The sequence below is a fragment of the Pectobacterium betavasculorum genome (assembly GCF_000749845.1).
Taxonomy (GTDB): Bacteria; Pseudomonadota; Gammaproteobacteria; order Enterobacterales; family Enterobacteriaceae; genus Pectobacterium; species Pectobacterium betavasculorum.
Map to the genome: position 1 here is coordinate 998,072 of NZ_JQHM01000001.1, position 12,811 is coordinate 1,010,882.

Sequence of the window (12,811 nt, forward strand, 5' to 3'; positions counted from 1 at the left end):
CCTCATATATTTTTCCGAATGGTATTTCTGAGTTCATCGATCTGAATGAAGATAGTATCAACCCGATCCCGATAATCAGGATGGGAAGCCAATAATTGAATGGCCTGATTGTATTTAATCATTAACGTTTTTTGTGTTTCACTATGCGTCGGATCTTGTGCTAAACGAGATTCAAGTTCCGCTAATTCCTCCTCAATTTCCCTGATGCGATTGTCATTTGTATTATCATGGCGACCGGAAGTGGGATCGGGTGATAAAAAACGTTTGAGTAGAGAAAACATAGTGACTCCTTAGCAATTTACACAATCATATTAATGACGACAGGCCATGCGACGTGTTTATACGCTATTGCGATAGTTTACGATTCGCAATAAAGGCAATGGCTGCAACGAACGCGACAAATACGGCGACAAATAACCAGTCCTGCTGGAAGGCGTGTCCTAATATCAGGCCTGTACCGATGACATCCGAATCACTGAAGGTGACGCCGGTAAACCCGAAGACTTCCAGTAATGGCACCAGAATGGCGGGCAATAAGGTAATGAAAAGACCATGAACCACACCGCCAATAATTGCGCCACGCCGTCCTCCCATGGCGTTACCGAAAATACCCGCTGTTCCGCCCGCAAAGAAGTTGGTCAGTAAACCCGGCAGAATCATCGCCAACCCAAACATTGGGAAGATCAGCATTCCCAGAATGGAACCGACGGTGGTGGCGAGGAAGCCAACAATCACGGCGTTGGGCGCATAAGGGAAGAGCACCGGGCAATCCAGCGCGGGTTTAGCGTTAGGCACCAGACGCATAGCGATACCGCGAAATGCGGGAACCAGCTCATTAAGCAGCAGACGTACACCGCTGTAGAGAACGAAAACCCCCGCCACAAACTGCATGGACTGCATGAAGGAATACATCAGATAGTTAACGCCGTTGGCATATTGCGCGATGTATGCCGGTCCCGCGGCCACGGCGGGGATGAGGTACATCGGCACCATGACGACGGCCATCGACAGGTAGGTATCCTGCAAGAATTTGAAATTATCGGGCAGCGTTAAGTCTTCGGTGGATTTGGAGTTTTTACCCACTAATCGGGCGACGGCGGCCTGTACCAGATACCCGATGGTACAAAAATGCCCGAGCGCAACATCATCGGAATTCGTGATTTTACGGACAATCGGCTGCGCCAGTGCTGGCATCAGTACGGCCATAATGCCGCCAAATATTCCTCCGGTTAGGATTAGCGTTGCGCCAGTTAAGCCCGATTTGTAGCCGATCACGGTACCAATTGTTGCCATCCACAGCAGAGCCTGTCCCGTCAGAAAGATATATTTAAAGGGGGTAATTCGCGCAATCAGGATGTTGACGGCAAAAATTACCATGAGCGTTAACGCGACTTCTGACCCGAGTTCACGATTGGCCAGACCGGCAATGGCGGCGACATCAGTGATGTAGCCTTTCATACCAAAGCCTTGGGTAAAGATACTGTTCAAATACGTCAGGGTATCGACGATGATATTAATTCCCGCCATCATGATGAGGAAACCGAGCAGTGTTTTGAACGTCCCCTCCGCAATTTTCCCTGCCGACTTCTTCTGCAAAATTAATCCGATCATGGCGATCAGCGCGATTAATATGGAGGCCTGGCCTAATAGATCTTTCACAATGAAATTGATAACGGTGTTCATTTTTCACCTCATGCTATTTATGAGCCTGGATGTACGCTAAAATTTTTTCTTCTATTTCATCTTTGTCGGTAAGTTTATTAAGGATGATGACCCTTTTTTTCTCATCTTCACTGGCATCGCTGTTCAGTATGTCAGCAAATATTTTCTGGGTTAGAATGACGTCATAATTGAAAGCAGAGGCTTCAGAAATCGTGGTGTGATTGATTTCTGCATCAATACCTAATTTTTTTAGTACGGATTTCGCGCTCATTTCGATAGCGAAACTAGAGCCTAATCCACAGCCGCAAACACAAAGTACTTTCAACATAATAATGGCCTCATATAAGGTGATGAGTTTTCGCGAGCTTATAAAAATGACTTTCGATATCAACCAAACGTCGTTCGGAATCCTCCAGATCGATAGGGATAGCTTTGTTGTTATTATTGATAATGATAATTTTATTAGTCAGGCCAGCGTTAATGCACCGGACTACTTCTTCTGCTAACAGGGTGCCCTGAATAATTTCTTCCCCGGTGGGCGCGCCATTTCGTAAACCGTATCCTAAAATAGTTTTCCGGATACGGATTCCAACCTTATGTTCAAGTTTCTTGATAATAGTATCGATAGCGCCCTGAAACCCCGGAGTATATTCATGGGTATAGCCTTCAGAGCATAAAATGATCACGCTGTTTTGTTCTGCGATTTTCTCCCGAATGCGTTGTGATAACGTTTCAATATCCCACGGTGATTCAGGAATGAGTGCGATGTCTGCATTGCTTTTTAATGCCGCCTGTAGTGTTAATTCACCACAATAGCCGCCGAGTAGTTCAATCATGAATACCCGACCTTGTAATCCTCTGCCTGTATTACGCAATTTTTCTACCTCACTCATTACCTGTTCGCAGGCGGTAGAAAAACCAATCGTATAGCTATTCCCTGAGATATCGTTATCAATCGTCATTCCAACGCCGTAGCAATGAATACCGTAGTGACTTAGCTTTTTTAAAAATTGGAATGAGCCATCTCCTCCCGCCATAATGAGTGCGTCGAGTTTTTGTTTTTGGATATTTTTAACGATTTTTTCGTAGTCTGTTTTTCTACATTTTCCGGTTTTTCTCCCTGATGCAATCAGGGGCATTGATGAAAGTGAATAATCTACCAGATCACGGCGAGTAATCGCTTTGCAGCAATTATCGATAAGGCCAATAATTCCACCATCGAAAATAACGATGTCAGCATCTGTCATTCTGTTCACCTGAAAGATGAAGTTATTTATTCCGCTAACGTCGCCGCCGCTAATGACCAATCCAATTTTCATCATCGCCTCTAACAATATGAATAATCATCTTGTGAACATAATGTTATTAAACTGATAAGGCGTTTTTTTGATGAATGTCTCAATTTTGTATTTAACTATGAGGTCGTTTGTCTTGACACTGATTCTACTGGCTCTATTAATGTGATGCTTATCACGATTTAAAAATAAGCAATCTGACTAACTTGTTAATTAGGTTGATATTTAACATTCCCATCTTTTTTATTTCATCTGTCCTTTTCTGCTAAAAAGCGAATACATATTTTGTGAATGATTTCACAGTTATTTCGTTACGATCTCAATGATGAATCGAAGAGAGAAATATATACCCTAAATAATTCGAGTTTCAGGACAAAACGTTAACGTTTTGAACAACGCAAAGCGTTGACCCTGAAGGGCGAGGCCCACGAGGGGCCGAGTATTTAAGCGCAGCTAACGCACATGTAACTTGAAGTATGACGGGTATAAAGAAATGTTATCGTTGAGACGAGTGACAATTCCCCCCCAAATGCTAGAGTAGTCTTCAGTTTTACCTTTTAACTAGTGTTTTATTCCATTAAATAAGCATTATTCCAGCAGATTAGACGGTCTTTGACGGAGAGAAAGGGAGAGCGGTAGCATGCGGGTTGTGATTCTGGGAAGTGGTGTAGTTGGCGTCAGTACTGCCTGGTATCTTGCGCAGGAAGGGCATGATGTCACCGTTATCGACAGACAACCGGAGCCTGCGTTGGAAACCAGCGCAGGGAATGCCGGACAGATTTCCCCCGGCTATGCCGCACCGTGGGCTGCACCGGGAATACCGCTGAAAGCGATAAAATGGATGTTTCAGCGCCATGCTCCGTTGGCCATCCGGCCAGACTTCACGACAGCGCAGCTTTGCTGGATGTGGCAAATGTTGCTCAATTGCGATGCGCGCCACTATAAAACCAATAAAGCACGAATGGTGCGTTTGGCTGAATACAGCCGTGACTGCCTACAACAGCTGCGACGAGATACCGGCATTCAGTACGAAGGTCGACAAGGTGGGACGCTGCAACTGTTTCGCACCGAACAGCAATATGAAAATGCGACACGAGATATCGCCGTGCTGGAAGAGGCTGGCGTACCGTATCAATTGCTAACTCGCCATGAGCTGGCCTCCGTTGAGCCGGGGTTGGCGAACGTAGTCGGGAAGCTGACTGGTGGGCTACGTTTACCACATGATGAGACAGGCGATTGCCAATTGTTCACTCGCCAGCTTGCAGCCATGGCCGCCGAGGCTGGCGCTACCTTTAAATTGGGGCGTAGCGTTCGCCAACTGCGGGTAGAAGGGGACAATGTCACGGGCGTGCAGTGCGACGACGGCATGATCGTGGCAGATGCTTATGTGATGGCCTGTGGCTCCTATTCAACGGGACTACTGCGACAGTGGTTCGATATTCCAGTTTATCCGCTGAAAGGCTATTCACTGACCATTCCTCTGGCGGATGACGCCTCAGCACCGGCTTCTACCGTGTTAGATGAAACGTATAAAGTGGCCATTACGCGTTTTGACAATCGTATTCGCGTTGGTGGAATGGCAGAAGTCGTGGGCTTCAATACCGACTTGAATCCCAAACGTCGGGAAACGCTGGAAATGGTGGTGCGCGATCTGTACCCACATTGTGGGCCGATTGAGCAAGCGACATTCTGGACGGGACTACGCCCGATGACGCCGGATGGTACGCCGCTGGTGGGACGCTCTCCGCTGAAAAACCTATACCTGAATACCGGTCACGGCACATTAGGCTGGACGATGGCCTGCGGGTCGGGGAAATTGCTGGCAGATATTCTGTCGGACAAATCACCGGAGATTGAAGCCGATGATTTGTCCGTGTCTCGCTATACTCGTCATACTTAAAGTTGCATGTGCGTTGGCTGCGCTTAAATACTCGGCCCGTCGTGGGCCTCGCCCTAAAGGGCCAACGCTTTGCGTTGTTCAAAACGTTAACGTTTTGTCCTGAAACTTTAATTATTTAGAGTATCTGTATTTGGTGTTTTGAATTAGGCGCGGGGCAGCGACGTAATGCTGCCTTTGTGTTGCCGCGTGAGCAGGCGGGCGCGTATCGCCAGCAGGGCGGCACAGAGCATAACCAGCGCCAGTGATATTTTTGACGGCAGAGGAATTGCCATCGCCCCCAACCCTAACGCGGCACCGCCTGCCATTTGCACAAATCCTACCATCGCCGACGCAATTCCCGCTTCATTAGAATAAGGCTCCAGCGCATAACTGGTGGATGGCCCGATCAGGAATGCCAGACCTGCACAGGCCAGTGCAACAGGTAACATGTAGGTTGGCCAGGTCTCTTGCATCGCTTCCGGTAAGAGCGCGACACTGCCAAGCAGCGAAAGAAAACCTGCTCCCATCAGCAGGCTACCGATAGCCAGGCAACGTGGCCGACCGACTTTGCGGATAATGCGGTTCGCAAAGAAGCTGACCAGCATGATCCAAAAACCGTTCGCGCCAAAGGCAATTGAAAACTCAAGCGGCGTGAGCTGCGCTTGGTTCATTAACACTACAGGGGAAAAGGTGACGTAAGTTAACGCCATCCCCATTGCGCCGGCATTGACTGACGCGAACCCCAGAAAGTGGCGATCGGATAAAAGACGGGCATATTGACGCAGCGGCAAGCCGTGCACCGGTAAGGTTGAATCCGGGCGTGTTTCTGGCAGAAAGCGGATAACGAGTGCCAGTACCAGAATACTGTAGCCCGCGAGGAACCAGAAGGGCGCACGCCAGCCGAAGGCTTCAGCCAAAAGCCCGCCTAATAGCGGTGCCAGCGCGGGTACAATGTTCAGCGTGCCGTTAAGAAAACCATAGGTTCTGGCAGCATCATCGCCGTTTAGTTTGTCACGCACGCTGCTGAAAATGGCAACGGCGGTGCAGCACACGGCGATGCCCTGAAAAAGACGTGAGAGGATGAACAGTGTGGCGCTGGTGGCCAGTGCGCCCATGATCGCGCCGATGATGTAGATCACCACGCCCGCCAGCGCCATTGGACGGCGACCATATTTATCGACCAGCGGTCCGGCCAGAAGTTGGCCTAATCCCATAACCAGAATAAAGAGGGCGACGGTGGACTGAATCAGCGATTCCGGGCTGTTCAGCGCCACGGCAATGGCGGGAATAAGCGGTAAATAGATGTCAATGCCCAGAGGGCCGAGTAGAACCAGAGTCAGTAAAATCAGAACAAATCGTTGCATAACAATACAGAAATCTATGTTTTATGGGTTCGACAGGGTAATGCGCACACTGGCGGAAAGGAAGTGTTATCTTTGTGACGGTGTCACTGTGGTCGACTTAAAAAGGAAATCGGCCAGTGAACTGGCCGATTGAGATGTGCTCAATGTCCTACGGTTTGTTTACGGAAGAGTTCACGGAAGACAGGGTAGATATCATCCTGATCGCGAATATGCTGCATGGCGAAATTGCCAAACGTATTGCGCAGCGTTTCGTATTCGCGCCAGAGCGTCTGGTGTGAACGCCGGGTGATTTCAATGTAGCTGTAGTAACGCACCATTGGCAGGAGCTGATTCGCCAGAATCTGGTGACACAGCGGTGAATCATCAGCCCAGTTATCGCCATCTGATGCCTGCGCCGCGTAGATATTCCACTGTGACGGGTCGTAACGCTCTCGCACCACTTCCTCCATCAGCTTTAACGCGCTGGAGACAATGGTGCCGCCAGTTTCCTGAGAGTAGAAGAACTCCTGTTCATCGACCTCTTTAGCCTGCGTGTGGTGGCGAATATAGACAACGTCGACGTTTTTGTAATTTCTGCTGAGGAACAGGTACAGCAGAATATAAAAGCGTTTCGCCATGTCTTTCGTCGCCTGATCCATCGAGCCGGACACGTCCATCAAGCAGAACATCACGGCCTGACTCGACGGTTCAGCCCGACGCTCGTAGTTCTTGTAGCGTAGGTCAAACGTATCAATAAACGGCACGCGTGCGATTTTCTGGCGAAGTTCGGCGATCTCCTGCCGTAGCCGTTCCTCCTCCAGCAATTGTGCGGGTTCGGTATGTGCCAACTGGTCCAGCGACTCTTCCAACTCATGCAACGTGCGGCGTTTCCCCGCTGTCATCGCCATACGGCGTGCCAGCGAGTTTTGCAGAGAACGCACCACGCTGATATTGGCAGGAACACCGTTAGCGGTGTACCCGGCGCGGTGCGTTTTGTACTCGGTCATCTGCCGATGCTGGGTCTTCTTCAGATTTGGCAGCGCCAGATCTTCAAATAGCAGATCCAGATATTCATCTTTGGAGATTTGAAAGACAAATTCATCTTCGCCTTCGCCGTCTTTACTGGCATCCCCCTGACCGGAACCGCCGCCGCCACCTCCTTGTGGCCGCTCGATTTTGTCGTTCTGAACGAAGTGATCGTTGCCTGGATGGACGCGGTGGCGGCGTCCTCCACGGCCCTGATGGAACATCGGTTCGTTAATGTCTGAATTGGGGATCGATACCGACTCCCCGCTTTCGATGTCGGTCACCGAACGCTTATTAATGGCCTCGGAAATCGACTGTTTTATTTGCGACTTATAGCGGCGCAGAAAGCGTTGGCGGTTTACCGTGCTTTTGTTTTTGCCGTTCAGCCGTCGATCAATAAAATAGGCCATGTTTCCCCCAAACGCTGTTGCCAGCATCGTACGTCATTATGATGATTTCCTCACCCGCAGATACCATTCGCACAGCAAACGAACCTGTTTCCGGGTGTAGCCTTTCTCCATCATACGATCGACGAAGTCATCATGTTTCTTCTGTTCATCCGTTGAGGTTTTGGTGTTAAACGAAATCACAGGCAGCAGCTCTTCCGTGTTAGAGAACATCTTCTTCTCGATAACCGTGCGCAGCTTCTCGTAACTGGTCCAGTTTGGATTCCGGCCGCTATTGTTGGCGCGGGCGCGCAGGACAAAGTTGACGATCTCGTTACGGAAGTCTTTGGGATTACTGATGCCCGCAGGTTTCTCGATCTTTTCCAGCTCGGCGTTCAGCGATTCACGGTCAAACAGCTGACCCGTATCTGGATCACGGTACTCCTGATCCTGAATCCAGAAATCCGCATAGGTAACATAACGGTCAAAAATATTCTGTCCGTATTCGGAATAGGATTCGAGATAGGCCGTCTGGATCTCTTTACCGATAAATTCGGCGTACTTCGGCGTCAGATAGCCTTTCAGGTGCTCCAGATATTTCTCTGCCAGCTCCTGCGGGAACTGCTCGCGTTCGATCTGTTGTTCCAGTACGTAAAACAGGTGTACCGGGTTGGCGGCGACTTCGCTGTGATCGAAGTTAAAGACGCGTGACAGAATCTTGAAGGCGAAGCGGGTCGATAGACCGTTCATTCCTTCATCCACACCCGCGTAGTCGCGATACTCCTGATAGGACTTCGCTTTCGGATCGGTATCTTTCAGGCTTTCACCATCGTAAACCCGCATCTTGGAGTAGAGACTGGAGTTCTCGGGATCTTTCAATCGCGACAGTATGGAGAAGCGAGCCAGCGTTTCCAGCGTGCCGGGCGCGCAAGGGGCATGCGTCAGCTCGCTGTGGTCCAGCAGCTTATCGTAGATTTTCACTTCTTCAGACACGCGCAGGCAGTACGGCACCTTCACGATATATACGCGGTCGAGGAACGCTTCATTGTTCTTGTTGTTACGGAACTGCACCCATTCGGACTCGTTGGAGTGCGCCAGAATAATCCCGTTGAACGGTAGGGCAGCAATGCCTTCCGTTCCATTATAGTTGCCTTCCTGTGTGGCGGTCAGCAGCGGGTGGAGCACTTTGATGGGAGCCTTGAACATCTCGACGAACTCCATAATGCCTTGGTTCGCGCGGCATAATGCACCGGAGTAGCCGTAGGCATCGGGATCGTTCTGAGCAAAATGTTCCAGCTTGCGGATATCGACTTTACCGACCAGCGCCGAAATATCCTGATTGTTTTCATCGCCCGGTTCGGTTTTCGCGATCCCGATTTGCGCCAGAATTGATGGCCAGACTTTGACGACTCTGAACTTGGAAATGTCGCCGCCGAATTCCTGGAGGCGTTTGGCGGCCCACGGCGACATTATTGTGCCGAGGTAGCGCCGTGGAATCGTGTACTCTTTCTCAAGTATCCCAGCATCTTCCTGCGGGTTGAACAGGCAGAGCGGATGGTCATTTACCGGGCTGCGTTCGCCGTTGGCGCTGAGAATGTAAATGGGCACGCGCTGCATCAGCGCTTTCAGGCGTTCAGCCAGAGAGGATTTCCCGCCGCCCACCGGTCCCAACAGATACAGAATCTGTTTCTTCTCTTCCAATCCCTGCGCGGCATGTTTCAGATAAGAGACAATCTGCTCTATAGCCTCTTCCATACCGTAAAATTCTTCAAAAGCAGGATAGCGGGCAATGACCCGGTTCGAGAATAGGCGTGACATTCGTGATTCTTGGGCGGTATCCACCATTACAGGCTCACCGATAGCCGTTAACAATCGTTCAGCCGCATTCGCATAAGCATTGCGATCCTGCTGACAGATGGTAAGGAATTCCTGCAGAGTGAACTCTTCGTCCTTGGCAGCGTCGTAGCGCTGGCGGTAGTGATCAAATATGTTCATAGCGATGCCCGTCCTTCGTCGATTAGCACAGATTAAGAGAGCGTGTGAAATATATGCCTATTAATGTATTGCCCTCCGAAAGAAGAAGTCTTTTGAATCCAGCAACCCTTATGCCAACTTGTCGCGTCAGGGCTCGTGATTTTATTCATACCTGCTGGTCAGGAAGACGTCACCTTCTGTATTAAAGCGTAGTTTGCATCCGTAAAATTTCCTCTAGTCCACGGACGTATTTTTAAGATATTTCAATGACTCACTTTCAGGAAAATCCATGTAACATTACAGTTAATAGGCTCTCAGCCTTAAGGACACCGCCTATTACCGACGTTAGCGCACGTAAAACCTATCGAATATATAGGTTATTCGTTAATGTTATTTTTATATAACCTGAACGCGAACGTGTGTAATTGGCTTATCATGTTTCATGATATTAATCTGTAATAGGAAATAGAAAACTGTGAAAAAACCTCAACTATGTGTGCTGGCCGCGCTCATTTCTGGTGCTGTGGTCCTGCCTTCAGCCTATGCCGCAGATGTCTCTCTGGGCCTTGGTGCTACGGGCTCAACGTCCGTGTACCGTGGTGTTGATAATGACGTTTATCCGCTTCCTGTACTGAATTATGAAAGTGAAAATTTTTATTTCCGCGGGTTGGGCGGTGGATACTACCTGTGGAATGATGGCGTAAATCGCTTCTCTCTAACGGCTTACTACCTGCCTTTAGGTTTTAAACCGGGAGATAGCGACGATCTGCGTATGAAACAGTTGGATAAACGTCGCGGTACGCTAATGGCTGGCGCGGCTTATCGTCATACTGCCGACTGGGGGGAAATTCGTACTGTGCTGGCAGGCGATACGCTGGATTACAGTAACGGTTTTGCGTGGGACACCGCTTACCTTTACCGCTTCTCAATGGGCGATCTGAGCATCACCCCCGGTATTGGTGCGACCTGGTTTAGTGAAAACATGAACCAGTATTACTACGGTGTAAGTGCGCAAGAATCTTCGCGTTCTGGCTTTAACCAGTACAGCCCTGATGATGGCTGGGCGCCATATCTTGAACTGAGCGCGGGCTATCAGATTAACCAAAGCTGGAGTGCCTGGGCCGTCGGTCGTTACACGCGTTTGTCTGACGAAATGAAAGACAGCCCTATCGTTGATAGTAACCACAGCATCTTAATGAGCGCAGGCGTCAGCTACCGCTTCTGATGCTTTTCGTAAGCATGGTGCATCTGCCGTACAATAATGGGGTGATATCACCCCATTTGCACATTTATGGTGCACCAAGCGCCATGTTACGTTGATGGTAAATAAGGGAAGGTTCATGACAAAAGTGATTCGTTTTCCAGATGACACCCGCGTACCGGCAATCGGTCAGGGAACGTGGTACATGGGGGAAGATGCCCGAATGAAAGCGCAGGAAGTGACAGCGCTGCAAGCGGGTATCGACCTTGGTTTAACGTTGATTGATACCGCAGAAATGTACGCAGAAGGCAGGGCGGAGGATGTCGTCGGGGAAGCGATACGTGGCCGTCGTGACAGTGTTTATCTGGTATCGAAAGTCTATCCGCACAATGCGGGAGGTGAAAACGCGATACAGGCGTGTGAACACAGCCTGAAGCGACTGCAAACCGAGCGTATTGATTTGTATCTGCTGCACTGGCGCGGTGGTATCCCGTTAGTCGATACCATTGCGGCGATGGAGCGGTTGCAGAAGGCAGGTAAAATTGCTCAGTGGGGCGTATCCAATCTTGATCTTGAGGATATGCAGGAGCTGTGGTCGCTAAACGGCGGGCAGCGCTGCATGACCAATCAGGTGCTCTACCATTTGGCATCGCGCGGCATTGAATTTGATTTGTTGCCGTGGTGTCAGCAACAGCAGCTTCCTGTGATGGCGTATTGCCCGCTGGCGCAAGCAGGGCGCTTGCGTGGTGGATTATTCTCACATCCAGTGGTGAATCGCATTGCACGCGAACACGGTATTACGGCAGCTCAGCTTCTATTGGCGTGGGCGATTCGTCAGTCGGGTGTGATTGCGATTCCAAAAGCAAGTTCTGTAAAGCATGTTCAGGAAAATGCGACAGCGCTGAACGTGCTGTTGTCTGCGGAGGATATTGCGCAATTAGATCAGGCCTTCCCACCACCAACGCGTAAACAGCATCTGGATGTGATGTAGCGAAGCGAAGGGAGTATTTGCAGAATCGGGTGTATGGCGATATACCCGTCATACTTCAAGCCGCATGTGCGTTGGCTTCTCTTACTCACCCCAGTCACTTACTTGTGTAAACTCCTGGGGATTCGTGCGTTTGCCGCCTTCCTGCAACTCGAATTATTTAGGGTATATGCAGTGACGGTGGTTATTTCTTGATACGGATAACTGTCGCCAGACGAGCCGGAGCGTTGGCGGAGGCGATAAACGGTTGATTAATCCGCGCGGTCTCCACGCAGACGAACGTTTTATATCCCTCATCCGGCATGTCGCTAATCGTACGAGAAAGTTCTGCACCAGGGTTCCATGACACCACATCGCTATGGTGCGTATGGTGGACTTCAATCGTACGTTTCAGGACGGCGTCATGTACCACGCTGGTATCCTGTGGCTGGGTATAGATACGGTCTGTACGATCGGTAAAGACTAGGTCACCTTGCTGTGTTGCCAGTTTGCCCTGATTGACCTTATCAATGAATGACTCACCCAAACCGGCAATGCGAATAGCGCTGATGTCGCCGATGTTGAAATAGGTGTGCAGCGCGCTGGTAATGCTGTAATCGCCATGTGCTTCCAGTTCAATACCGCACTCCTTGCCCAGCTTGAAGCGGGCGATGAGTGTGAATTCATGTGGCCAACGTTTACGTGTTTCTTCGTTATCGCGCAGCGTGAATGTGAGTTGCACGCCGTGCTCATCTTCGCTGTGAGCGGTAAATTCCCACGGCAGCAGGCGGGCAAAACCATGGTTAGGTTCGGCGAAGGGGCCAAACCAAGGGAAACAGATTGGTACACCGCCGCGAATAGCAACGTGATGAGTAAAAGGCGTCTTGTCGCTCAGCCAAAGCACTGGCTTTTCGTGTGTCGGTTGCCAACTGAGCAGATGTGCCCCTTGTAATGCAACGGCTGCGCGAACCTCAGGATGATCAACGACGATGATGGGTAATTGGTCCAACTGACGCTGGCTGAGGGTTGCGCTAATTTGCTTAGTGACGGGGAGTGAGAAAATTGTGTTATGCATGAT

The 12,811-nt window shown here is 49.8% G+C and carries 11 protein-coding genes; 3 read left to right on the plus strand and 8 right to left on the minus strand.

The features are described from left to right. Positions 1-2: 2 nt before the first annotated feature. The 4 genes from KP22_RS04565 to KP22_RS04580 all read right to left on the minus strand — a co-directional run bounded on the left by KP22_RS04565 (position 3) and on the right by KP22_RS04580 (position 2,981). On the minus strand, positions 3-281 hold the full coding sequence (locus KP22_RS04565) for a hypothetical protein (RefSeq protein WP_039322703.1): 279 nt from the start codon (positions 279-281) through the stop codon (positions 3-5). 64 nt (positions 282-345) lie between these two features. Then, complete coding sequence (locus KP22_RS04570; RefSeq protein WP_039300107.1) at positions 346-1,683, minus strand: PTS sugar transporter subunit IIC; 1,338 nt, start codon at positions 1,681-1,683, stop codon at positions 346-348. A gap of 13 nt (positions 1,684-1,696) precedes the next feature. Then, positions 1,697-1,990, minus strand: coding sequence for a PTS sugar transporter subunit IIB (locus tag KP22_RS04575; protein WP_011093910.1), 294 nt, complete (start codon positions 1,988-1,990; stop codon positions 1,697-1,699). A gap of 10 nt (positions 1,991-2,000) precedes the next feature. Beyond that, complete coding sequence (locus KP22_RS04580) at positions 2,001-2,981, minus strand: 6-phosphofructokinase (protein ID WP_039322706.1); 981 nt, start codon at positions 2,979-2,981, stop codon at positions 2,001-2,003. 616 nt (positions 2,982-3,597) lie between these two features. Here KP22_RS04580 and KP22_RS04585 point away from each other — a divergent pair. Then, positions 3,598-4,857 (plus strand): D-amino acid dehydrogenase, encoded by a 1,260-nt coding sequence (locus KP22_RS04585; RefSeq protein WP_039322709.1) that lies wholly within the window; start codon positions 3,598-3,600, stop codon positions 4,855-4,857. Between the two features lie 143 nt (positions 4,858-5,000). On the opposite strand, the gene KP22_RS04590 is transcribed toward KP22_RS04585, so the two are convergent. The 3 genes from KP22_RS04590 to yeaG form a co-directional block, all read right to left on the minus strand. Next, the gene (locus KP22_RS04590) at positions 5,001-6,200 is read right to left on the minus strand and encodes a multidrug effflux MFS transporter (RefSeq protein ID WP_039300097.1); all 1,200 of its coding nucleotides are present in this window, start codon (positions 6,198-6,200) and stop codon (positions 5,001-5,003) included. 140 nt (positions 6,201-6,340) lie between these two features. Continuing rightward, the gene (locus KP22_RS04595) at positions 6,341-7,615 is read right to left on the minus strand and encodes a YeaH/YhbH family protein (protein ID WP_039301080.1); all 1,275 of its coding nucleotides are present in this window, start codon (positions 7,613-7,615) and stop codon (positions 6,341-6,343) included. A 36-nt stretch (positions 7,616-7,651) separates the two neighbouring features. Then, positions 7,652-9,586, minus strand: coding sequence for a protein kinase YeaG (gene yeaG / locus KP22_RS04600; RefSeq protein WP_039300095.1), 1,935 nt, complete (start codon positions 9,584-9,586; stop codon positions 7,652-7,654). Positions 9,587-10,040: 454 nt separating this feature from the next. On the opposite strand from yeaG, the gene KP22_RS04605 reads away from it, so the two are divergent. Then, positions 10,041-10,790, plus strand: coding sequence for a MipA/OmpV family protein (locus KP22_RS04605; protein WP_039300092.1), 750 nt, complete (start codon positions 10,041-10,043; stop codon positions 10,788-10,790). Between the two features lie 115 nt (positions 10,791-10,905). Then, a complete protein-coding gene (locus tag KP22_RS04610) occupies positions 10,906-11,757 on the plus strand; it encodes an aldo/keto reductase (protein WP_039300089.1) in 852 nt (283 codons plus the stop codon). 181 nt (positions 11,758-11,938) lie between these two features. Here the strand turns inward: KP22_RS04610 and KP22_RS04615 are convergent, their stop codons facing one another. Then, positions 11,939-12,808, minus strand: coding sequence for a D-hexose-6-phosphate mutarotase (locus KP22_RS04615; protein WP_039322713.1), 870 nt, complete (start codon positions 12,806-12,808; stop codon positions 11,939-11,941). Between the last annotated feature and the right edge of the window lie 3 nt (positions 12,809-12,811).

Coding starts and splice junctions, on each gene's coding strand:
- KP22_RS04565 (WP_039322703.1), bottom strand. CDS start 281: ATGTTTTCTCTACTCAAACGTTTTTTATCACCCGATCCCACTTCCGGT.
- KP22_RS04570 (WP_039300107.1), bottom strand. CDS start 1,683: ATGAACACCGTTATCAATTTCATTGTGAAAGATCTATTAGGCCAGGCC.
- KP22_RS04575 (WP_011093910.1), bottom strand. CDS start 1,990: ATGTTGAAAGTACTTTGTGTTTGCGGCTGTGGATTAGGCTCTAGTTTC.
- KP22_RS04580 (WP_039322706.1), bottom strand. CDS start 2,981: ATGAAAATTGGATTGGTCATTAGCGGCGGCGACGTTAGCGGAATAAAT.
- KP22_RS04585 (WP_039322709.1), top strand. CDS start 3,598: ATGCGGGTTGTGATTCTGGGAAGTGGTGTAGTTGGCGTCAGTACTGCC.
- KP22_RS04590 (WP_039300097.1), bottom strand. CDS start 6,200: ATGCAACGATTTGTTCTGATTTTACTGACTCTGGTTCTACTCGGCCCT.
- KP22_RS04595 (WP_039301080.1), bottom strand. CDS start 7,615: ATGGCCTATTTTATTGATCGACGGCTGAACGGCAAAAACAAAAGCACG.
- yeaG (WP_039300095.1), bottom strand. CDS start 9,586: ATGAACATATTTGATCACTACCGCCAGCGCTACGACGCTGCCAAGGAC.
- KP22_RS04610 (WP_039300089.1), top strand. CDS start 10,906: ATGACAAAAGTGATTCGTTTTCCAGATGACACCCGCGTACCGGCAATC.
- KP22_RS04615 (WP_039322713.1), bottom strand. CDS start 12,808: ATGCATAACACAATTTTCTCACTCCCCGTCACTAAGCAAATTAGCGCA.